Annotated in this window: 29 protein-coding genes and 2 pseudogenes; 21 read left to right on the top strand and 10 right to left on the bottom strand. The window is 67.3% G+C overall.

From position 1 onward, the window contains the following. The first annotated feature begins 10 nt into the window (after window positions 1-10). The 10 genes from nthA to BJ970_RS23610 all read left to right on the top strand — a co-directional run bounded on the left by nthA (window position 11) and on the right by BJ970_RS23610 (window position 8488). Window positions 11-637, top strand: a complete 627-nt coding sequence (gene nthA, locus BJ970_RS23565) for a nitrile hydratase subunit alpha (RefSeq protein ID WP_184728259.1) — start codon at window positions 11-13, stop codon at window positions 635-637. Continuing rightward, entirely contained in the window at window positions 634-957 is a 324-nt protein-coding gene (locus BJ970_RS38985) for an SH3-like domain-containing protein (RefSeq protein ID WP_184728260.1), read from the top strand. Before nthA ends, BJ970_RS38985 begins: the two co-directional genes overlap by 4 nt. Next, window positions 957-1316 (top strand): SH3-like domain-containing protein, encoded by a 360-nt coding sequence (locus BJ970_RS38990; RefSeq protein ID WP_184728261.1) that lies wholly within the window; start codon window positions 957-959, stop codon window positions 1314-1316. Before BJ970_RS38985 ends, BJ970_RS38990 begins: the two co-directional genes overlap by 1 nt. Further along, window positions 1313-1786: a nitrile hydratase accessory protein gene (locus BJ970_RS23580; RefSeq protein ID WP_184728262.1), complete on the top strand. Its 474-nt coding sequence runs from the start codon at window positions 1313-1315 to the stop codon at window positions 1784-1786. The genes BJ970_RS38990 and BJ970_RS23580 overlap by 4 nt, the downstream gene beginning before the upstream one ends. Before the next feature lie 54 nt (window positions 1787-1840). After that, window positions 1841-3268 (top strand): purine-cytosine permease family protein, encoded by a 1428-nt coding sequence (locus BJ970_RS23585; protein WP_221467289.1) that lies wholly within the window; start codon window positions 1841-1843, stop codon window positions 3266-3268. A gap of 108 nt (window positions 3269-3376) precedes the next feature. Further along, window positions 3377-4009 (top strand): GPR1/FUN34/YaaH family transporter, encoded by a 633-nt coding sequence (locus tag BJ970_RS23590; protein WP_184728263.1) that lies wholly within the window; start codon window positions 3377-3379, stop codon window positions 4007-4009. 26 nt (window positions 4010-4035) lie between these two features. Then, window positions 4036-5112, top strand: coding sequence for a HoxN/HupN/NixA family nickel/cobalt transporter (locus tag BJ970_RS23595; protein ID WP_184728264.1), 1077 nt, complete (start codon window positions 4036-4038; stop codon window positions 5110-5112). Window positions 5113-5713: 601 nt separating this feature from the next. Further along, window positions 5714-7414, top strand: a complete 1701-nt coding sequence (gene istA, locus BJ970_RS23600) for an IS21 family transposase (protein ID WP_184727213.1) — start codon at window positions 5714-5716, stop codon at window positions 7412-7414. Then, a complete protein-coding gene (istB, locus tag BJ970_RS23605) occupies window positions 7411-8232 on the top strand; it encodes an IS21-like element helper ATPase IstB (RefSeq protein WP_184727212.1) in 822 nt (273 codons plus the stop codon). The genes istA and istB overlap by 4 nt, the downstream gene beginning before the upstream one ends. Before the next feature lie 7 nt (window positions 8233-8239). Continuing rightward, on the top strand, window positions 8240-8488 hold the full coding sequence (locus tag BJ970_RS23610; RefSeq protein ID WP_184727211.1) for a hypothetical protein: 249 nt from the start codon (window positions 8240-8242) through the stop codon (window positions 8486-8488). 283 nt (window positions 8489-8771) lie between these two features. Here BJ970_RS23610 and BJ970_RS40135 read toward each other — a convergent pair. Continuing rightward, window positions 8772-8927: pseudogene (locus BJ970_RS40135) on the bottom strand (transposase); the annotation flags it as partial. Window positions 8928-9219: 292 nt separating this feature from the next. On the opposite strand from BJ970_RS40135, the gene BJ970_RS23620 reads away from it, so the two are divergent. Continuing rightward, window positions 9220-9378 (top strand): hypothetical protein, encoded by a 159-nt coding sequence (locus BJ970_RS23620; protein ID WP_184728265.1) that lies wholly within the window; start codon window positions 9220-9222, stop codon window positions 9376-9378. Window positions 9379-9407: 29 nt separating this feature from the next. On the opposite strand, the gene BJ970_RS23625 is transcribed toward BJ970_RS23620, so the two are convergent. Further along, window positions 9408-10331 carry a coiled-coil domain-containing protein gene (locus BJ970_RS23625; RefSeq protein WP_184728266.1) on the bottom strand — a complete coding sequence of 308 codons (924 nt, stop codon included), beginning with the start codon at window positions 10329-10331 and terminating at the stop codon, window positions 9408-9410. A gap of 47 nt (window positions 10332-10378) precedes the next feature. Continuing rightward, the gene (locus BJ970_RS23630) at window positions 10379-11017 is read right to left on the bottom strand and encodes an HSP18 transcriptional regulator (protein ID WP_184728267.1); all 639 of its coding nucleotides are present in this window, start codon (window positions 11015-11017) and stop codon (window positions 10379-10381) included. 99 nt (window positions 11018-11116) lie between these two features. On the opposite strand from BJ970_RS23630, the gene BJ970_RS23635 reads away from it, so the two are divergent. Together BJ970_RS23635 and BJ970_RS23640 are read left to right on the top strand one after the other, a co-directional pair. Further along, a complete protein-coding gene (locus BJ970_RS23635; protein ID WP_184728268.1) occupies window positions 11117-11608 on the top strand; it encodes an Hsp20/alpha crystallin family protein in 492 nt (163 codons plus the stop codon). A 71-nt stretch (window positions 11609-11679) separates the two neighbouring features. Beyond that, on the top strand, window positions 11680-12087 hold the full coding sequence (locus BJ970_RS23640) for a DUF6292 family protein (protein ID WP_376775130.1): 408 nt from the start codon (window positions 11680-11682) through the stop codon (window positions 12085-12087). Window positions 12088-12116: 29 nt separating this feature from the next. On the opposite strand, the gene BJ970_RS23645 is transcribed toward BJ970_RS23640, so the two are convergent. After that, on the bottom strand, window positions 12117-12470 hold the full coding sequence (locus BJ970_RS23645) for a helix-turn-helix domain-containing protein (RefSeq protein WP_312864370.1): 354 nt from the start codon (window positions 12468-12470) through the stop codon (window positions 12117-12119). Between the two features lie 998 nt (window positions 12471-13468). Between BJ970_RS23645 and BJ970_RS23650 the strand changes: the two genes are divergently transcribed. The 6 genes from BJ970_RS23650 to BJ970_RS23675 all read left to right on the top strand — a co-directional run bounded on the left by BJ970_RS23650 (window position 13469) and on the right by BJ970_RS23675 (window position 15845). Then, window positions 13469-13900, top strand: a complete 432-nt coding sequence (locus tag BJ970_RS23650; RefSeq protein WP_184729311.1) for an Hsp20/alpha crystallin family protein — start codon at window positions 13469-13471, stop codon at window positions 13898-13900. Between the two features lie 176 nt (window positions 13901-14076). Continuing rightward, window positions 14077-14304 (top strand): hypothetical protein, encoded by a 228-nt coding sequence (locus tag BJ970_RS23655; protein ID WP_184728271.1) that lies wholly within the window; start codon window positions 14077-14079, stop codon window positions 14302-14304. Between the two features lie 70 nt (window positions 14305-14374). After that, window positions 14375-14731: a hypothetical protein gene (locus BJ970_RS37120; protein ID WP_221467290.1), complete on the top strand. Its 357-nt coding sequence runs from the start codon at window positions 14375-14377 to the stop codon at window positions 14729-14731. A gap of 44 nt (window positions 14732-14775) precedes the next feature. After that, entirely contained in the window at window positions 14776-15195 is a 420-nt protein-coding gene (locus tag BJ970_RS23665; protein WP_184728272.1) for a hypothetical protein, read from the top strand. After that, window positions 15173-15517: a J domain-containing protein gene (locus tag BJ970_RS23670; protein WP_184728273.1), complete on the top strand. Its 345-nt coding sequence runs from the start codon at window positions 15173-15175 to the stop codon at window positions 15515-15517. Before BJ970_RS23665 ends, BJ970_RS23670 begins: the two co-directional genes overlap by 23 nt. Window positions 15518-15539: 22 nt before the next feature. Further along, entirely contained in the window at window positions 15540-15845 is a 306-nt protein-coding gene (locus BJ970_RS23675; RefSeq protein ID WP_184728274.1) for a hypothetical protein, read from the top strand. 309 nt (window positions 15846-16154) lie between these two features. On the opposite strand, the gene BJ970_RS37125 is transcribed toward BJ970_RS23675, so the two are convergent. The 6 genes and pseudogenes from BJ970_RS37125 to BJ970_RS23700 all read right to left on the bottom strand — a co-directional run. Next, window positions 16155-16610, bottom strand: coding sequence for a hypothetical protein (locus BJ970_RS37125; protein WP_221467291.1), 456 nt, complete (start codon window positions 16608-16610; stop codon window positions 16155-16157). Window positions 16611-16628: 18 nt separating this feature from the next. Beyond that, a complete protein-coding gene (locus BJ970_RS37130; RefSeq protein WP_221467292.1) occupies window positions 16629-17333 on the bottom strand; it encodes a hypothetical protein in 705 nt (234 codons plus the stop codon). Window positions 17334-17355: 22 nt separating this feature from the next. After that, a complete protein-coding gene (locus BJ970_RS23685) occupies window positions 17356-17721 on the bottom strand; it encodes a hypothetical protein (protein WP_184728275.1) in 366 nt (121 codons plus the stop codon). Next, a complete protein-coding gene (locus tag BJ970_RS38170) occupies window positions 17718-18293 on the bottom strand; it encodes a tyrosine-type recombinase/integrase (RefSeq protein ID WP_246471774.1) in 576 nt (191 codons plus the stop codon). Before BJ970_RS38170 ends, BJ970_RS23685 begins: the two co-directional genes overlap by 4 nt. A 475-nt stretch (window positions 18294-18768) precedes the next feature. After that, entirely contained in the window at window positions 18769-19614 is an 846-nt protein-coding gene (locus BJ970_RS23695; RefSeq protein WP_312864371.1) for an ISL3 family transposase, read from the bottom strand. A gap of 25 nt (window positions 19615-19639) precedes the next feature. After that, window positions 19640-20081 (bottom strand): annotated as a pseudogene (locus BJ970_RS23700) (transposase family protein); the annotation flags it as partial. A 348-nt stretch (window positions 20082-20429) separates the two neighbouring features. On the opposite strand from BJ970_RS23700, the gene BJ970_RS23705 reads away from it, so the two are divergent. Together BJ970_RS23705 and BJ970_RS23710 are read left to right on the top strand one after the other, a co-directional pair. After that, window positions 20430-20759 carry a Gfo/Idh/MocA family protein gene (locus tag BJ970_RS23705; RefSeq protein ID WP_184728277.1) on the top strand — a complete coding sequence of 110 codons (330 nt, stop codon included), beginning with the start codon at window positions 20430-20432 and terminating at the stop codon, window positions 20757-20759. 19 nt (window positions 20760-20778) lie between these two features. Continuing rightward, window positions 20779-20994, top strand: coding sequence for a hypothetical protein (locus tag BJ970_RS23710; protein ID WP_184728278.1), 216 nt, complete (start codon window positions 20779-20781; stop codon window positions 20992-20994). Window positions 20995-21014 lie beyond the last annotated feature (20 nt).

Consider the following 21014-nt stretch of genomic DNA (forward strand, 5'->3'; position numbering starts at 1 on the left):
GTTGGAAACTATGGATCAAATCACTCGTAGTGATGGCTACACCCAGCCGCCGCCCTACGTGGCGCTGCGCATCAAGGCGATTCAATCGCTGCTTGTGGAAAAGGGTTTGGTCGCCCAGGACGCGCTCGACGAGGTCGTTGACATCTATGAGAACCGTATCGGGCCGAAGGACGGCGCAGCGGTGATCGCACGGGCCTGGGTAGAACCAGAGTTCAAGGCGCGGCTCCTCGAAGATGGAATCGGGACGCTCGCTGAGCTCGGCATGACCGGGTTCGAGGGTGCGCATGTGCTGTTCGTCGAAAACACCGATCAGGTACACAACGTCGTGGTGTGCACACTGTGCTCGTGCTACCCGTGGGCGGTGCTCGGCCTACCGCCGGCCTGGTACAAGGCCCCGCAGTACCGGTCCCGCGTGGTGCTGGAGCCACGGAAGGTCCTCGCGGAGTTCGGCACCACGGTCCCGTCGGAGAAGGAAATCCGCGTGTGGGACAGCACGGCTGAGATCCGGTACATCGTCATACCACAACGCCCGTCGGGAACCGAGGGGCTCTCGGTCGATCAGCTCGCCGAGCTGGTCAACCGCGACTCCATGATCGGGACCCGCTTCGCCACGCCTTATGAAGGAGCAGCGGCATGAACGGCATCCACGACGTCGGGGGCGAACACGGATTCGGCGCGGTCACGACCGAGGCGAACGAGCCGGTATTCCACGGCCAGTGGGAGCGGGACGTGTTCAGCGTGATCGGAATCTACTTCGCCGCCGGGCTGTGCCCGCTCGACGAGTTCCGCCACTCGATCGAAGTGATGGATCCCGCCGAGTACCTCTCCACGCCCTACTACGTCCACTGGCTCCGCGCCGCGGAGAACCTCGCTTTCTGGAACGGCCTGTTCACCCCGGAGGAACTGCAGGCTCGTATCGAGGAGATCGAAGCGCACGAGAAGAGGGAGAGTGCCTGATGAGGTTGCTGCAAGCCAACGAGGTCTACGACGCGATCCGGACACCCACGAACTTCACCCGCGAGGAGACCGAACCGCCGCGCTTCACCGTCGGCCAGGAGGTCGTGGTCCGCAACCTCAATCCCAGGGGACACACCCGGCTTCCCCGATACGCCAAGGGACGCGTCGGTGTGATCGAGCGGCACCACGGCTGCTTCGTCTTTCCCGATACAATGGCGCACGGTAAAGGGCCGCACCCTCAGCACCTCTACAACGTGCGGTTCACGCTCACCGAGCTCTTCGGCGACCATGACGGTAACGCCGCGGACACCGTCTACATTGACATGTGGGAGTCCTACTTGGACCCGGTGACGTCATGACGCACTTCCTCGCTCCGGAAGAGAATCCGGATAACAGTTTCGACCAGCCATGGCAGGTCGAGGCGTTCGCCACCGTTGTTTCACTCACTCGCCGTGGCGTCTTCACCTGGCCGGAATGGGCCGAAACGCTCGCTTCGATCGCCGCCGAGCAACCCGCGGCTCCGGGGGAGACCATCACCACCGCCTACTACCGCCAGTGGACGGTGGCGCTCGAACGTCTCCTCGACAAATACCTCGGCATGAGTGCTCCGCAACTCGACGAGCGGGTCGAACTATGGCGCCGCGCCTATCTCGGCACTCCGCACGGCCGGCCGATCGAGCTCGGCAACTACACCAACTGCCCGACGCGGCTTGCCGAGCACCATGACGAGCACGAGCACGGGCACGAGCATTTCATGATCAGCCGGGAAGAGCTTCTCGCGAAGGCGAAGCCGGTCGCCATAGACCGCGCGCGAAAAGCGTCCGTGTGACTGAAGAAAGCATCGACAGCCAAGTGGACCCCTGACCGCTCCGGAGCGTGCCCCTTGTCCCTGCGCATGTATTTCACCGGGCCCACCACCAGTTTGGACGACCAGGTCGAAAGCTATGCGACCTCGCGCGTACCAGCAAGCCAGCGGTGGCCCCGCCCAGCGGTGCTGCTGGTATTGACGGCGAACGTCACGGCGATGTTCTGGTTCTCTCTGGGCGGGCAGTTGGGTTTCCTGCTCGGCTGGCCTGGCATGCTACTGCCGCTGGCGTACATGGTGCTGCTCGCGACCGTCTTCGGCAGCCTCATCATGCGGATCTCCAGCCGTGAGGGACTGTCGGTGCCCCTGCTCACCCGTGGCCTCGGCTTCGGCAGCAAGGGCGCGGCCGTGGCCTCTGTGGTTTACGGGTTCAACTACGTCTTCTACTTCCTGTTCGAAGGCAGCATCGTCGCGCACTCGCTGAGCCAGTTCTTCCACATATCGATCAACTCGTTCGCCGCGACCGCCGTGTTCGCGCTTGTCGGGTTGGCGGCCGTGGTTTTCGCGTGGCGCGGCATGCACTCGATGAACCTGTTGCAGCGCTGGGGTACTCCGGTCTTCCTGGTTCTGTTCGTCGTGGGCATGATCATGCTGGCGCGCGGCTACGTGCTGGTCGGCCCTGGTCAGTGGGAAGCCACCGGCGGGGTGACATCGACCGCGCTGTGGCAAGGCTTCAACCTGGCCAACGGGCAGATCATCTTCCAGGCTCTGATCGCGACCGACTACGGCCGCTTCATCAAGAAGAGCGTCGGATACCGAGGCACCGGCGTGGTGATGCTCGTCGAGCTGCTCATGATCGCTGTCGTCATGCTCGTCGGAGCGCTGATCAGTTTCAGCCTCGTTCCCCATCTGGGCGATACATCATTGGCCACGGACCCCGGGGTCTATTTCGTCGCCTTCATGGGCCTGATCGGGGTGATCTTCGCGGTCGTCACCCAGGTCCGGATCAACGTGGTCAACCTCTACTCGGGCTCACTGGCGCTATCCAACGCCTGGGACGCGGTCGCGCCGAGGAAGATCGGCCGCCAGTGGTGGATGCTGGCCCTGTTCATGGTGGGAATCCTGGGCTACCCGATCAACATCCTCAACTACACCGACACGTTCCTTGCCGTCACCGGGATCATGACCAACACCTGGATCTTGATCCTGCTGGCCGACTACTTCGTCTGCCGCAAGCTGTGCAAGCGCGCCCCGACCGAGAACATCGATTACGAAGAAGACCGGGTCCGGGCATGGAACCCCTGCGGCCTGATCTCCATGGCAGCGGGCGTGATCGTCGGTGCGCTCGGTGTCTTCGAGGTGTACCCGACCTACTACGCCTCGTTCTTGGCCATGATCATCGGGCCGGCCGTTCACATCCCGCTCACGTTGGCGACCCGCGGCCGATTTTACCTGCCGCGCAGCGCCCAATCGGCGGCCACGAAGCAGGTGATCGCTTCACCGTAGGCCCCGCGGTCGCGTCGAGCGCACAACACCGCAACCAGGACCATCCCGTTCGAACGACACACAGGCCGGACGTCCCGGCGGCCTGATCAAGAGCAAAAGGAGCTGGCCATGACCGCACAGTCTGAGATGATCGCGCCACCTGCCGCCACCCCGATCGTCGCCGCGCCGTCGGGGAATCCGATCATCGCCGGGCTGCCCGGATTCGTCATCGGGTCGATCGCACTGGCCCTGCAGCTGCTGGGTTTCGTGCCGGCGGATGCCGCGACGGTCGTACTGCCCATCACCTTCGGTGCGAGTGCGATCAGCACCCTCGTGGCCACTTTGTGGGGGGTACGAGCCGGGGAGAACGCCGTGGCGGTCATTTTCGTCACCTTCACCGGGTTCTGGGTCAGCTACACCCTGCTCGTGATGGCCCTGACCCACAACTGGCTGGCGATTCCCGCCGAGCACGCCGGGCGCGCACAGGGGCTGTTCCTGCTCAGCTGGCTCGTCGTGATCGGGACCCTGACGATCGGATCGCTGCGCCTGCCCAAGACGTTCACCGCGGTCCTGCTCCTCGTCGACCTGTGCCTCGCGTTCAACCTCATCGCCGCGCTCGGCGGGAGCAGCTGGGCGGGAACCCTTGCCGGCGTGTCCGCCCTCGGTTTCGCGTTGATCGGCGCCTACTTGCTGACCGGTGCGGTGATGGAGTCCGGCGGGGGTAAGCCCTTCCCCGTCGGGAGTCCCCTTCTGCGTCGGTGACCGGTATCTCGGCGAGAGGAGCGGCCGTGAACGCACTGGCGACCACCTACGGCGGCTGGACGCGATCCGAAAGGCTTCGCCTCGGCGGCATCATCGGCGCCATCGTCGCGCTGCACATCGTCGGCTGGACCCTGTACCTGTGGCAATCGGGTGGCGTTGGCGCGGCGACCGGTTTCGCCGGGGCCGGCACGCTGGCCTACGTGCTCGGCATGCGGCACGCCTTCGACGCGGACCATATCGCGGCCATCGACGACACGACCCGCCTCATGCTGCTGCGCGGCAAACGGCCCGCCGGGGTCGGCTTCTTCTTCGCTTTGGGCCACAGTTCGGTTGTCTTGATGTTGGCCGTCATCACCGCGGTGGCTTCCTCGCAGCTCACCGGAGCCGGTCTCGAGGAAATCCGGTCGGTGGGGGGCGTGGTGTCGGTCTTCGTCGCCATCGCGTTCCTCCTGCTCGTCGCCGTGCTGAACATCGCCGTGCTACGTGGCCTTATCGGGCTGTGGCGGCAGTACCGCGCGAGGACGCTCAACAAGGACGACATCGACGTACTGCTCCTCAACCGCGGGCTCATGAACCGCATTTTCGGCGCCCGGGCCCGGATGCTCACCCGGTCTTCCTGGCACATGGCTCCGGTCGGCTTCCTCTTCGGCCTCGGACTCGAAACCGCGAGCGAGGTCACCCTGCTGACGCTCTCCGCCTCGACCGCATCGGAAGGCCACCTGCCATTCCTCGCGGTTCTCTCCCTGCCCCTGCTTTTCGCCGCCGGGATGTCGATGTTGGACACCGCGGACAGCCTGCTCATGACTCGCGCCTACTCCTGGGCGCACCGCAGTCCGGGCCGCCGGCTGTACTACAACGTCGCCACCACAGGTGTCACGGTCGTCATCGGGCTGTTCGTCGCGTCCGTCTATCTGGCCGGCGTGGTGGCCGAGCACCTGCACGTGGGATGGCTCGACGAATACGCCTCGCTCGCCGATCAGTTCGAATTCCTCGGTTACATCATCGTCGCGGTGTTCGGCGTCGCGTGGCTCGCAGCGGTGCTCCTGTGGAAGTTCCGGTACGGACGCCACGACGAAGAAGGGTCGCATGGAATCGATCGGTGAGATCTCTCAAGTGCGGTCGCGGTGACCGATCTGGACGCCAGTACCCGGTGGTATTCGAAGGTGGACCACTCCGGTGATCTTGGAGGCCGTCTGATCTGGGATTGTTATGCCCAACGAGGCTGGCCGCGGAAGCGGCCTGGCCGGCTCACCTCTGCACATCGAGTTCGACGTGGTGCACGGCGGTGGGCCGGACCACTCGATGCGGTCGCTTGGCTCCACGTTGCGCATTGACCCCGGCACGGGTGTCGATGCGCCACCCAGTGGTGACCATGTCGCGCGCCTCGTGCGACACGACACCTACAGGCGAACCTTGGATGCGTTGGTTTACCGTAGTAGGAGCGAACTCGGTCGGGCAGCTTCTGCAGGCGGTGGAGGAAGGAGCGCACCGCTTGTTACAGCTCGGTTTGTTTATGCCGGGTAGTTCCGGCCCCGGTTGTCCGGTGAGTTCTGGCCCCGGCTGAGTTCGTCCGGTGGGTTTTGGCCCCACCGTGTCCGATGTGGACACGCCCACGATGGTGTGAAGGACCGGTCTTCCCCCGTTGGTACGGGCAACGATGTGCGCCTTGAATCCAAGCGGTCGTGTCGGAGGCCGGAGTTGTCGTTGTCGCGCGTTGAGTTGTTCGCACGCATACGCCGTGATCGGCGGTTGGAGCCGGACCTGTCGGTCCGGGCGTTGGCCGAGCGGTATGGGGTGCACCGCCGGACGGTGCGGGAAGCGCTGGAGTCTGCGGTGCCCAAGGAACGGAAGAAGCCGCCGCCGCGCCGCTCGGTGCTGGAGCCGGCTTATGGGTTGATCGACGAGATGCTGCGCGCGGATCTGTCGGCGCCGCGCAAGCAGAAGCACACGACCGCGCGGATCTACCAGCGGCTGATCACAGAGCATGGGTTCACCGCAGCGGGCCGGACCGTGGTCTACGAGTACGTCGCCCGGCGGCGGCCGGAGCTGGTGGCCGAGCTGCGCGAGGAACAGCGGCACCTGCAGGGCATGGTGCCCCAGCAGCATCAGCCCGGCGAGGAAGCCGAGGTCGACTTCGCCGACGTGTGGGTCCGCGTCGCGGGCACGGTGCTGAAGTGTCACCTGTTCACGCTGCGGCTCAGTTTCAGCGGTCGCGCGGTGCACCGCGTGTTCCTGTCCGAAGGGCAGGAGGCGTTCATGGAAGGCCACGTCGAGGCGTTCCGGGCGCTGGGCGGGATCCCGACCCGCCACATCCGCTACGACAACCTGCGACCCGCGGTCCAGCGGGTCTGCTTCGGCCGCTCTCGCGTCGAGTCCCAGAACTGGGTCAAATTCCGTTCACACTTCGGTTTCGATGCCTTCTACTGCATCCCGGGCAAAGACGGCGCGCACGAAAAAGGCGGCGTCGAGCAGGAAGGCGGCCGGTTCCGCCGCACGCATCTGGTCCCGGTCCCGGAGGTCGCCAGCCTGACCGAGCTGAATGAGAAGATCGCCGCGATCGACCTGGCCGAGGACGAGCGGATCCTGCACGGACAACGGGTCAGCATCGGGTTCAACTTCGCCCACGAGGCCGAGCTGCTCGCGCCGGTCCCGTTCGAGGAGTTCGACACCGGCAGCACGCTGACCCCGAAGGTCGGCCGGGATTCGCGGATCACCGTGCGGCAGTCGCAGTACTCGGTGCCGGCGCGGTTCATCGGCCGGAAAGTGCGAGTCTCGTTGCGCGCCAACGAGGTGCTGGTGTTCGACCGCACCACGATCATCGCCCGGCACGTCCGGCTCACCCGCCGCGGCGAGTCGCATGACGAGCTGGATCACTACCTGGAGATCCTGCTCGGCAAGCCCGGCGCGCTGGCGGGGTCCACCGCGCTGGCCACCGCCCGCGCCGAGGGCACCTTCACCTCGGCGCACGAGGCGTTCTGGTCGGCCGCTCGCGCCGCGCACGGCAACGGCGACGGGACCCGTGCGCTGATCGAGGTCCTGCTGCTGCACCGCCGCCTGCCCGCCGAGGCGGTGATCACCGGCATCACCACCGCGCTGGACGCCGGGTCGACCAGCCCGGAGCTGGTCGCGATCGAAGCCCGCAAGGCCGCCGCCAGCACCGCCCGCGACCAGCCGCTGCTCGACGATGCCGACCTGTCCGACCTCGGCATCGACACCACGGTGATCCCGAAGATCATCGACGACACCCCTGATCCCCGCGAGCACGCCCCACCCACGCCGGTGAGCACCGCTGCACCGGTGATCTCCCTGCGTTCGCGCCGGGAACTGCCCGCGACCTCGACCCCGCTGCCCTCGGTGGCGATCTACGACCAGCTGCTTCGCCGCACGAAAGGCACCTCCGCATGACCGCCACCCTGCCCGCGCCCACCACCTCTGCCACCGCGGCGACCGTTCCGGCCGTCGCGCCCGGCGTCGACAGCATGGACGCCCTGATCGACCAGGCCTGCCGCACGCTGCGGTTGCCCACCATCGGCTCCCGGTTCGAGGAACTCGCCGCCGCGGCATTGCGGGAACAGGCGTCCTACAAGGCGTTCCTGCTCACCCTGCTCGACGCCGAATGCGAGCACCGCGACGAACGCCGCAAGATCCGCCGCGTCCGCGAGGCGAACTTCCCCCGCTCGAAGCGGCTCGACGACTTCGACTTCGCCGCCAACCCGAACGTCGTTCCCGAGGTCATCAACACCCTCACCACCCCAGGCTGGGTCAACGCCGGGCAGCCGCTCTGCCTGATCGGCCAGTCCGGCACCGGCAAGTCGCATCTGCTGATCGGCATCGGCACCGCGATCGCCGAATCCGGGCTGAAAGTCCGCTACACCACGACAGCGAACCTGGTCAACGAGCTCGCCGAGGCCGCCGACGACCGGCAGCTGACCCGCGTGCTCAACCGCTACAGCAAGGTCGACCTGCTCTGCTTGGACGAATTCGGCTACCTCGACCTGGACAAGGCCGGCGCGAAGCTGCTGTTCCAGGTCTTCACCGACCGAGAGGAACGCAGCGCGATCGCCATCGCCTCCAACGCCCCGTTCTCCGAATGGGACCAGACCTTCACCGACAAACGGCTCTGCTCCGCGATCGTCGATCGGCTCACCTTCAACGGCAACATCATCGAGACCGGCGCCGAGTCCTACCGGCTGCGCGCCACCCAGCAACGCCCGCGCGGCTGACCCGCTGATGCCGCAACTCTGGATCGGCGACGAACCACCCGACGACCTGTCCGTCGCTGACCCGGCCGAGGGGCCGAGCCGGTCGCACCTGCTCGAGCTCCTCGGCGTCTGCGCGGACTTCCTCGGCACCGCCAGCCCCGCGGTGCACCACGAGCTGCGCGTGTTCCTCATCGCCCGCGGAGATCACGCCATCGCCGGGCTGCCCGCGTTCCTCGACCAGCTGGCCCTCACCGCCGCCGCTCAGCCAAGGCCCTAAACGAAAAAGGGCCGACTGCTCACGGATCCAGCCTTGTCGGAGGCGGAGCCATGAACACCCGGCGAGCAGAACGCTAGCTCTCCACCCCGTTCACCGGAGCGCACACCACTCGGCACCCGCGAAGTTTCACCCATCCAGGGGCGGGGCCAAAACTCGCCGGACACCGTCAGCCCCCGGCGGCCCAGCCCGCCGGACACACCCGGCACCGGAGCCTGAACAACCCGGACCAACGGGTCCAGAAAACACCGGCAAAAACATCGGTTCGGGATTTCGGGGCTGTGTCGGTGGACACGGTCCGTTTGAGGTCGGCGTTGAGGATTTCGTCCGGGTTGAGTTCGGGGCTGTATCCGGGCAGGAAGTGCATCTCAATCGCCTCGGCGTGCTTGTCGATCCTCTGCCGGACGGTCTTGCGGCGGTGGAGGGGGTAACCGTCGACGATCGCGCGCCCCTCATGTTCGACGTGATCATTGCCGGGTGCGGGCCGACTCGCGCGATGCTGGCCGCCGAACTGCGGTTCCCCGCCTCATGGCCGATCGATATCGGACGCCGGGGTACCGACATCGATCGGCACCCCACCGACCGGGCGAGCCCTGCGCCTGCGTCCGCCGGACACGTTGCGGCGCGGATCTCGGGCCACCGTAGGCAAGCCGGGGCAGCCGATCGGCGCATGCGGAGCAGGCGACCGGATTTCCCTTGATTGCGTAGTCAGAGTGGTTGATTAGGAGGTAGTGATGCAGTCGCAGAGCACTGCACCTGCGAGCGACCGGCCGCAGAACGGTGCGCACGGGTACGAGCGGCCGACAATCGTCGCGACGTTCGCCAAGAGCGACCTTGCCGACGAGTTGCCCGAGGACCTGACACCGCACGTGCACGCGACGCAGAACAGCTGACAGGCAGCGGTTTCGAGTGTGAGCAGTGATCACAGCTCGGACAGGAGGGCGCAGCCAGTCAGCGCGGCATCGGCCTCCGAATCCTGTGCTGGTCGACTGGAGTACTGAGCCCTGGTGTCCCGTTCGTGCGCTCGCGGGCTCGGCAAGGACGGAGCGAGTTGTGGTTGCGGTTCCTCGGCGTCCAGACTGGTCAGGATCTCGGTCACGAGACGCTGGGCCTCGCTGAGTTGATCACGGACCGCGTCCCGGACCCGACGCAGCCGGTCCACCTCGTCGCGCAGTGCTCCGATGTGGCCTTCGAACTCGGTGTCGGCGTTGGTGCGACGCTGCGTGAGTTCGGCTTCCAGCTCGGCTCGGCGCGCGGACATCGCCAGGTCGAAATCGGTCTGCGCCTGCTCGCGCAGTTGGGCGGCACGCTGGTCGAGCATGTCGCGACGCTGGTGGGCCTCGCGTGTCATGCGGTCGATGTCGGCGCGTGCCCGCGTGATCAGGTCGGTGTGCTCGGCTTCCAGCTCGCGACGCCGCTGGTCGAGTTCGGTGAGTAACTCGCGGTGGCGTTCGGTCAGCCGCGCGGCGGTGTGTTCGGCGTGGCGCCAGGTTCGGTCGGCGGCGGCCTGGGCTCGTCGGGTGATGTCGTCGGCTTCGGCCGTGGCTAGCTCGACCATGCGTCGTAGCCGCTGCGAGAGCGCGGCGGGGTCGATCGGGGTCCGGCAGAGCCGATCGTTGGTGGCCTGCAACTCGCGGATCATCGCGCGTGCCGCGTCGAGCTGTCGGGCCAGGTCCTCGGCCTGGCTGAGCGCGGCATCGCGGTCAGCGACCAGCAGTTGGGTGTCGCGTTCGGTAACGTCGACATAGTGCCGCACCTGATCGCGGTCATAACCGCGCAGCACGGTATCGAAATCGACTGTCAACGGGACGAGATCGCGCGCGGTGGTGGATGCGGTGTCGTGCATGGCGTTCCCGTGGTGTGCGTCTGCGTGTGTGGCGGGTTGGCGGCCGGTCAGTCGTGCCCGGCCGGATGGCGGTTGTGGACGGTGGTGCGGCGGCGCTGGTCGGCGTCGGCGGTCACGGTGGTGATCCGGTCGGCCAGCGCGGGATGCTCGTCGGCTAGGTGCGCGCGCAGGTCGGTCAGCGGGCCGAGCAAGCTGGCGGGGTCATTGCCGGCCAGTTCGGCGTGGACCCGCTCCGCTTCGCGTTGCCCGGCCGCGCTGAGCCCGCCCACGGCGCTGACCTGGCCGGCGAGCTGGCGTAGCTCGGCGGAGTTTTGCCGGGCCCAGGCGGTTACCGCGCGGTCACCGGCGCGGCGGTCTCGGGTGGCCTGCACCCGGGCTTCCATGGTCGTCTCGGGGCCGCCGGTGGATTGCAGGCGCAGGTAGCGGCGTTCGGCGGCCTGCCGGCTGGCCACCCCGAGCGCGGGCGCCAACTGTGCCCAGCTCGCGCCCGCGCGCCGGGCGGCGGCGATCAGCTCGGGTTCCCACCCGGCCAGCTCGGTCCGCAGCTCGCGCAGCAGGGTCAAGCCGTCCAACACACGTCCGACCCCGTCGTCGTCTGTGCCCACGTCCGTGTCCTGGCGCGTTCGGATGCGCTCCAGCAGCGCGGTCAGGTGGCGTAGCGCCTCGCTCGGCGAATCCTGGCTCATGTCATCCTTCCGCTGACACTTATATTGTCATCCGATGGACGACATGATAGAACGAGATCGCGTATTGACACCAGACAGCAGCTGACAGGGAGGAAACCGATGTTGATGCGCGCCGAACCAGCGCCGTGGTTCGACCGGTCCGCGTGGCCGGGCACGTGGTCTCAGCCCGTGCCACTGGCCGTGGACGTGGTCCGCGCCGCTGAGGAGTTCGTGGTCATGGCCGATCTGCCCGGGGTGAGCGCGGACGCCGTCGACATCGATGCGACCGCGACCACCCTGACCGTGCGGGCCGAACGCCGGCCACCGCAGTTCGGCGCGGGGGAGCGGTTGTGCGCGTCCGAACGCCGGTTGGGGGTGGCCGCCCAGCATCTCGTCTTCGACGAACCCGTCGATGTCCAGCGCGTCAACGCTGTCCTGGACGCCGGTGTGCTGACCATCCGTCTGCCGCTCGCGAACCGGACCACTCGCCGCCGGATCACGATCACCACCACCGGCACCACCACCGCTGGCACCGGCACAGCCGGCACCGCAACTGCCGCCCCGGCCACCGCCGCGCCTGCCGGCGAGCGACCCGAGGACGGTGCGGCGTGACCACCAGCCTCGCTGACCACCCCAGCGAAACCCACACCGAAACCCCCGCAGAGTTCACCACAGAGTTCGATGTGGACGTCGAGTTCCGGTTCCACCGGGCGCTGCGCGGCTACCTGGCCGCCACGGCCGGCCACCTCGGCGTGGGACTGGAATCGTGCACGGTCGATCTGGACCTACCCACCTCGGCGTATCTCGCGGTGAACCGCAGGCTGCCGGAATTCCCCGATCGGGACCTGGCCCTGCTCTGGGACGAGGTACACGGCTGGGCCGCCGCGATCGAGACCCACTCCGGCGAAGACCTCATCGTGGTGTCCTATCTGGACACCACGACCGCCACGCCGCCCCCGCAGCGGGTCGCGCGGTTTCTCCAGGATCTGTGCGCCGGGCGGTCTGGTCTGGGGCGGCCCGATCCTCCGGGGCTGCGGGTGGCCGGCGATCACGCGGTGCTCGCCCGGGATCTGGATGCCGCCTGCGAGTAGCTCCGAGCGGAGTGAGACCCGTGCAGGAGCTAGTCGGAGGGACGCTGGTCGAGTTGGGCGCGCAGGTGGGTGATCGTGTTCTCGGCGTCGGCGAGCTGGTCTTGCAGGCCGATGATGCGGGCGGCGGCGGTGAGGGTGTGGCCCTCGTCGAGTTGTTCGCGTAGCCGTACCACGAGCGTGAGCTGGCGGCGCGAGTAGCGCCGGTGTCCGCCCTCGGACCGCTGCGGGCGCACGAGGTCCGCGGTGTCCAGGCTGCGTAAGAACGCCTCCTGCACGCCCAGCATCTTCGCGGCCTGCCCGGTGGTGTAAGCCGGATAGTCCTGATCGTCGAGGTTGCCCAGACCGGCCACCTGCACCTCCTCCGCGAACGGTCGCGTTCGCACGCTACCTGTGACCATGACAGATTAACCCGATAGTCGGAACAGATTATCTGGAATAAACGCTTGACACAATCTCAAGTGCAGACTATAGATTTGGATAGACGCGGTACATGACCTGGTATCGAGCACAACGACGTTGCCGGGAAGTGATCGAGGATGCTGGACATCACAAGTCGGGAATCACCACAGCCGGGTGCCACCCGTGATGCGGACGCCGACACAACGGCGACCAGCGGGTTCGCCGAGCTGGTCTGCTCCGATCCAGTGTGGGTGGACGCGGAGTTCGACGCGATCATGACCGCCAACTTCGGAGCACTCCAGCCGGGTCCACCGCCCCTTCCGCCGAAGCCGCGGCCGGGTTCCACCGGTCCGCGCCGGCTACGCCGCGCGCCCCGGGCGACCAACCCCAGCGACTGGTTTCTCGGCGGGACACGGGGTAGACGACCGGGGTGGCGTCGGCAGCGTTCCCCTCCGCGGACCGGCGTGCCCGGTGTTCGGTGAATGCGAGAGTGATCAGTGAAAGGCAGGTGATGACGCGGGTCACGCCTGGAGTGCGCCGAGTCCGTGGTTGGGACATGGTCCGCTCGCCGGGCGGGAATGCCGGTGTCGACATGCGGCCGAGGAGACCCTGATAGTGGTCCCGGCCCCGCGTCTCGCGACGCACCTGCGCGGCAGCCCCGCCCCCGAGCCGAGTACTGGAGCGGACAGGCCCCAGGAGTGACCCACTCGCGAGGACGCTGATCGCAGTACGTGAAAGCAGTACATCTCGACAACCCTCCCTTCATCCGAACCGGTTCCGGTCCCGCCGCCTGACGCGTGGCGGGGCCGGAACCCCGAGAGTCACACCACGGTCATCATCGAACTGGAAAAATCTCCACTCACGGGAACAGAAAAACTGAGTCGGTCGTTATCAAGTTGAGTACAGGTTGACCGAGCCGCCTCCGGCCCACCAGCACGCCGGGAGGCGGTGTGTATGGAAGGAGACAAGGAGGCGCATGGCTATGTTGATGCGGACGGACCCGTTCCGGGAGCTGGACCGGCTGACCCAGCAGTTCTTCGGTACCCACGGCACCACGGCGCGTCCGGCGGTGATGCCGATGGACGCCTACCGGTTGGGCAACGACTACGTTGTTCAGTTCGACCTGCCCGGGGTGGCACCGGACTCGATCGACCTGGACGTGGAGCGCAACGTGCTCACCGTCAAGGCCGAGCGCACGCCCAGCTATGACGAGGGCGCCGAGGTCCAGGTGGCCGAACGGCCCCGCGGGGTGTTTTCTCGGCAACTGTTCCTGGGCGACACCCTCGACCCGGACAACATCAAGGCCGACTACGACGCCGGTGTGTTGACCCTGCGGGTGCCCATCGCCGAGCAGGCCAAGCCCCGCAAGATCGCCATCAGCGGCGGCGGCCAGGCCAAGCAGATCAACGCCTGAACCATCCTGATCCTGGCTCGGCCAACACCCTGGCCCCGCCCACGGCAGCGATACCGCGTGGACACGGTGTCGACCGCCCACGGGCGGGGCCAGCGTCGTTCCCGGTGGGGCTGCACCGCCGAGCTACCGGCCAGCACAGCAGGGCAAGCCAGGGTCGAACCAGGGAGGTGAGCACGATGGCCGACAGCACACTGACCACCAGTTCCGCGACCAGCATGGGCACGGAGCGCGGGGCTGGCCGCGCACCACCGACAGTGCGTGAACAGCTGGACCAGGCCAGCGGCAACCTCGCCGCCGCCGAGAGTGTCCTCACCACGCAGGTACCCGAACCGGCCGCACTCTACGACGCCGTGGACGGCACGACCAGCCTGGCCAACAGCCTGGCCAGGCTGGTGCCACCCTGATCGCCAGGACCCGGCCAGCCTCGACCACAGTTCGAGCGCTGGCCCGAGCACTGGGCCGATCCGCGGTGAGTTGCAGGCCGAACTGCGCGCCCTGCATGGGTGCCTGACGACCGGCGCGTTGCTGCTGGCCCCGGCCCGCGACGGCTTGCACCGCCTCGGCACCCACGAGGTCACCGTCCAGCAGGCGCGAGCGACCATGACCGAGGATCATGCCTTGGCTGCTCCCGCTGACGAGGTCCCCATCTGCGAGGCGGCCGACCATGATGTCGCCGGCCAGCGGCGCCCGGCGCGCCCCGAGCCGACCGACGACCAGGACCCCCAGCAGGACCTCGACGGCGTCGGGGAGGTGCTGGAAGCCGATCCAGCCGATATCGCCGATCAGCGCCGCGACGCCCCGGTCCTCGATGAGACCGAGCCCTGGCCCTGATCCGGACCACCCTGGCACAGCACGGGACAAGGGAACACAACGCCATGACCAGCACCCGACGGCGACCAGCCACCATCGCCAGCGCCCTGGCCACCGCGACCCGCGATATTCGACGCGCGGTCCACGCCGCTGACCCGGCGTGCGCGCCGGATCTGGTGACGCTGCGTGACGCCGGCTGGCAGCTCACCCAGCTCCCCAGCGTATTGAGCGACCTGGTCACGCTGGTGGCCGAGCACACCGGCCACCACACCGAGCACGCCGACCAAGTCCGCCGCGTCGACGGTGAGCCGGCTGCCGACCAGTTGGCCCGCGCGTGCCGGGACCTCGCCGCGCTGCGGCGCGCGCTCGACACCGCTCACACCGCGGCGCGGGGCTACTACACCGCGGTCAGCCACCTTGCTCCCGCCCACACCCCGCCCCGACTAACGCCTGAACAGCCCCATGAACAGCGCCCTGAGTTCTGATCAGCCCGACCCGTACGTGGTGCTCGGCGTGGACCCTGGCGCCAGCAGCGCCGAGATCACCGCCGCCTACCGGCGCGCGGTCCGTGCCTGCCACCCCGACACCCCCGACCCCGACCGCGACCGACTCGCCGCCGTGATCGCCGCCTACCACCGCCCCCGTGACCAGTTCCGCGAGCAGGAGGAACATCCGCCGGCCAGGGGTCACCCGTGGTCCTCCGCGCGTGGTGTCGAGATCCCTGTGCGCGTCCACCCTCGCGACCCGCCACCGGCCGAGCCGGACCTGCGGGCTGGACCCGTCCGGCGGCATCCTCCACAGCGCTGAACCCGCTACGGTGGGAAACACGATGGTCGAAGCCAGACACCAGGAGATCATCAGCGCGATCCACGCGTTCGCGGACGCCGAGGGCACACCGCTGGCCATGCGCCACGTCTGCGGGTCGTGCGTCGGCGTGCGGGGTGCCGATGGAGCCGCGCTGTTCCTGGCCAGCCACCGGCTGCGCTTGGCATATGAGCCGGTGGTCCTCCCCGAACCGATGGCCCGCGTGCAACTACCCAACTCGACCACGCCACCGCAGCCACCCGGGCCGACTTCCTCCACCCGAAGATCGCGTCGACGGACTGCTCGTCCTGCTCTATGCCCAATGGCCTGACGCGCGAGCAGTTCCAACCCCGACGCGCCTGTTTCCGTGGCTGCCGGACAACGCCGCGGTTCGCGCGGAACTTCTGGGACTTGCGGGCGCGCTTTCGGGACTCCCTGTATTAACCTTCGGAATCGTGGGGTGTGGACCGCAGTGGCTCGCCGGTTGAGGGGTCCGTGAGGCCGGTGCGAGCCAGGGCTAAATCTAAAATGTCGCGGATGACGTCGGGGCTGATTCTGCGGCGCTCCGCGCCGAATTGGCGTTGGAATAGCAACGGAGATGGTGGCAGCCATACACATTCCTGCCAGTCGTAGGCGGCGATCAGCGGGATCTTCCCGGTGTGGTCGCGGACGCGGTGGATGATATCGCGCTGAGAACCTCTGCGAGGTCTGGTGAGACGACAAGGAGTCGCTCCTCGCCGGTCTTGGATGGGATGATCTGGAGCAGCGGCACGAGTTCGCCGGTGGTGGGCAGCTTGTATTGAACGAAGCTGTGATGGGAAAGCTCCAGCAACTCCTCGACGCGGATGCCGGTCGCCCTCAAGACTTCCACGGTCGCCCAAACCCAGAAGGCGTGGTCTTCTTCGAGTTCGAGGTCGCGACGCTTGCCGGTGGCATGGTCGTCGGCCCATACCTTGCTGGCGACGCCGTGACGGATGACCGTACGGACGAGTGTTTGCCCGGCAGCGGCAAACGACTGGCCGGGCTGGGCCTGGCGGGCCGCCTGCAGCAGCGTCTCCGCGGCCTTCCGGTGCTCGTTGACCTCACGAACCAGCATCGGCAGGACGGGAAGCCGTTATCGGGTGCGGGCGTCCATACGCGATTTGCGGTGTCGCCGGACCTTGCGCCGGTTGACCTCGTCTTTTTTGGCAGGGCAGGGAGCCGCCCATTGCGCCCAGCGCCCGGGATCGTCAACGGCCCACTGAGCCAGGTCCAGATAGAACGCCCGCACTGGGATCAGGCACTCGCGGTAGTTCAGCCGCGGGACGTCGACCGTGATCTTCTCGCCGGTCTCCGACGTGATCGTCTTGCGTTTGGTGCGCAGCCGTTGTTTCCAAGCGGCGGCGACCTCGTTCGGCAGACGCAGGCTGTCGATGCCCGGATGGTGGATCTCCAGGTCCCGCCAGAACCGTGACCCGAGGTTGCATGCGAGACTTTCCATGCTGGAGTAGTCCAATGTGGACTGGCGTTCCTTCAGATAGTCCACCAGCAGGTCGCGGACCCGGCGGCAGGCCAGGCCGTAGCGGACGATTAGCTCCTCGGGCGTGCACGGCCCGGCGGTGCCGCGTACCTGGCGCAGCGTGGGCGGCGTGTCCGGGCCAAAGACCCCTGCCGTGCGCAGAATCCGGTAGAACACGGCGGCATCGCCGGGCTTTCCAACGAGCGTGTCCAGCTCGACGTCCAGCAACTCCAGGACGTCCCCGACGGAGACGTCAGCAACCGCACCGCCCTTGGCCGCAAGAATCTCTGCGGTGCGATAGAGAGTATGGCTGCCCGACACGGCAGAAACGTGAGGATCGGCGTCACATAGGGCCACGCAGCCGGGCGAACCCGTCGGAGTCACGAGTCCGCCACCGGGCGGGGATTTTCCGCCATCCGCGACCGGCGCTGTCAGCGCCGGTCGCCGTCCACCGTTCCTGCCAGGTCGAGCCGGGTTGGGCTTCCAACCAGTCCAGCAGGTGGCCCAGCCCCCAGCGCCGGACCTTCATTGTGTGCTCGTTGGCGTCGATGAACGGTGCGCTAGCGAACCACACTCGAACATCCTCCCTGGCCAGCCCGGTTGCTTGCCAGGTGGCGGGAACAGGCCGAGGTGGGAAACGCGCCCGCGCCACTTCTCGTCCTCTGGGCGCCGCCTGCGGCCGGACTGCCTCGTCGATCGTCGTGCTCATCGCTGCCCGTTCTGGAACAGCACGTCCAGCGTCTCCGGCCGGTATCCTGCTGCCGGGGCCGGACGAGTCCGCTCTGCTGCTTTCCGGGTCTGCTCGACGTGATGAGCCAGCACCCGCCGGATCACGTCTTCCTTGCGCGGCGTCAGATAGATCTGCGTTGTGGTCAACTGCGCATGACCTAAAACGAACTGGACATCAGTGAGCGGCAACGTCGGATCCTGCGCCATCCGATAGGCGGCGGTGTGCCGCAAGGCATGCAGCGTCGCTGTCGTGCCGGCCTGCTGGTTGACCCGCTCGAACATGTGGTGCACGGCGTGATACGTCAGCGGACGGACCGGGTTCCGCAGCGTCCACCACAACGGCTGCCGACGCCCTCGGGGGATGAGATCGCCCATCTCCACCTGATACAACCGCAGCCACACGAATGCGTCCGTCGATGCCAGCAACTCCTGCAACTCGCGAGTTCCCTTGCGGACCACCGTGATCAACTGCCGACCGGGGTCCACCCCCGCCAGCGTAGCCGACAGCAACTCGGAGGCTCGCGCGCCGGTTGATACGTAGAAGGCGACCAGCGCCCGGTCACGATGCGACGCAGCCGGGCGAAGATCTCGTTGAACTCGCTGTCCGAGATACTCCGCGGGATCCGGCCAGGCACTCTGGGCCGATACAGACCACTGCGCTCGTCTCCCTGCTTTTCCATGGGATTTCGATGCGCGTGTGCCCGACCGGCGCGACGAGACCTGTCCAGCGGAAACGGGTTGATGATCGGCCCGGTGCCCGCGTCCCGGTGAAACTCATAGAACGACCGCAACACCGTCTCACAATGCGCGCGCACCGCCGGCGCGAACGCCTGACCGTGGGCCCGGTCCAACGAGCCGCCACCTGCTGACGCGCGCCAATGCGGCCGAGGCCGCTTGCCAGCGACCTGCATCCACCGGCTGAAATCACGAGCCTCGACCCGGGTAGCCCGATCCCAGACGACATCGACGCCCTCGGCCCAAAGGAACCGAAACCACCGCGAAAGGTCCATCCCATACGAGCGGACGGTCAACTCCGCTCGCCCCGCCGCCGGCAGTTCCCGGAAATAGGTCGTGGCGGCTCGCACCGAACTGATTCGATGTTCGCCGGATCGCTCATGAGCCAGCCCACGACCCGCCGAACCGACGGCGGTTTACCACGCGGCTCGGGAACGCGGCCTGCGGCATTCAGGCATTTCTGGTGTCGGGCCACCGTGCGCTCTACCGCGCCGGCGAGGTTGTTCCACACGTGCCACCTGTCGGCTACCTGCAGCGCGTCCGGTGCGCCTGCGCGGGCGCCCTCGGCGTAGGCGCCGGCGCGGTCCCGGCAGACGATCTCCACACCGGGATGGGTCTTTAACCACGCGGTCAGTGTCTCGGCGGTGCGGTCGGCCAGCATGTCGACCGGGCGGCGGGACTCGAGGTCGATCAGGATCGTGTCGTAGTGGTGTCCCCGGCGCAGGGCGAAGTCGTCCACACCCAGCACCCGAGGAGTCGTGTATTCGGGGTCGGGCAGGGCGCGAATCAGGCGCAGCAACGTCATCCGGCTCACCGCAGCGGCCAGGCGCTGGGTCAACCGCGCCCCGGCGCGACCACCCAGCGCCAGCGCGACCGCGCACAACACCCGCTCCAACGCCGTGGTGCGCCGGCCATAACGAGCCGCCAACTCAGGCACCGCTTCGGCGAAGGTCTTCTTGGCACACTCGGGGTTATCGCAGAACAACCTGCGGACTCGCAGGCCAATCAGCACCCCCCGACCCGATATCGCGCTATCGGACAACCGTCGTTCATATCGGCTGTGCACCCGATCGGACAGCGCCCCGCAGCCAGGACACGCCACGCGCCCGGCCAGCGTGCTCGCCTCGATCCGCACCACCGCTCCCGCAGCACGCGGCCTGGGTCTCGGTGTCGGCCCAGACCCGGGCCACGATCGATCCCGACCGTGCGCCAGGCGATCCGCATCAGCTCACACACCGCCGATTTCGAGCAGTGCACCGCCAGCCATGCCACCGTGGCATCAAAGGCATAGGTATGTCCGGCACCGTGGCGTGCCCAGGGCAGCCGCGCCACGGTGGGACCGTGCTCGGCGCAGCGCACCCGGGGCGCCTCGATCTCCGCCGCCACCTGGATGGTGCCCAGATCAAGGGCCTGCCACCGGCGGCGGCCCTCGCCCCGGTCATACCGCCCGGACGGCCGCCAGCGACGCCCGCAGAGACCCTTCCTGCGTTTGCGGGGACGCACATGCACCACCACCCGCTCGCCGGCTTCGTCGAACTCCACATCCTCGATCACCGTGCGCCTTTCGACCCCCACAAGCGCACGCCATAAACTGGTATCCGGCACGCCGTTGTCCGTTTCCTTTGGCCTTCGACAAGCCAGAAACCTAGACACAGCAACGGCGCGCCCCATCTTCGGGGCCAAACCAGCTGCTCACGCCACCCATGGACACGTCACAAGAGCCATATTTCACCGTATTGGAGCAAGAGCTTCCGGGTAGGGCGCGGATATGATCGGCTGCGTCCGCTGGAATCCTGGGGACGGCCACGCGAAGATACGACCCGGTCACGATCCGGGAATAAAGGTTCGAAATCGTTGCCACTCTTGTCGCCGCCGAATTGCGGTGCAGCGTCGCTGCGCGGTTCGGTCGTGGCGGACGCGTTAATAATGCCGACCCGGCCAAAGGAGGTGCCGGTGTCACCATCACGACGTCTTCGAGTTGGCGTGATCGGCTGCGGTGCGGTCGCGCAGATTATGCACCTTCCCTACCTGCGAAGCCTTCCCGACAAGTTCGATATAGCCGCCTTGAGCGACCTCTCGCCGGGCTTGCTCGACCTGCTCGGCGAGCAGTACGGCGTTCCCGCTGAACGCCGCTTCCCGGACTACCGCGAACTGCTGGACGGCGAGGTCGACGCTGTGCTCGTGTTGAGCAGCGGCAGCCACCCGCCGCAGGTCATCGCGGCTGCCGAGGCCGGGCAAGCACGTACTGGTCGAGAAGCCAGACATCATCTATGGCACCCGTAGCCCCGTGGTGATCTTCCGGGTGATCAACCCAGCGACCGGTGAGCAGGTCGAGTACGGCACTCGCGGCCAGGTCGTGATGAGCCACGTCAGCAAGGTCATGTTTCTGCCGAACAATTTGGAGCGCGACACGGCGATCCGGGTGCGGGCACCGGAGGGCCACGTCGGCGACTCGGTGTCCGCGCCCCAGCCGGTCAAGACCTTCGCCGGCGAAGCCGTCATCGAAGGCATCTGCTAACCCACCCGCCCCGACCGACC

This window comes from Saccharopolyspora phatthalungensis (assembly GCF_014203395.1).
Classification (GTDB): Bacteria; Actinomycetota; Actinomycetes; order Mycobacteriales; family Pseudonocardiaceae; genus Saccharopolyspora; species Saccharopolyspora phatthalungensis.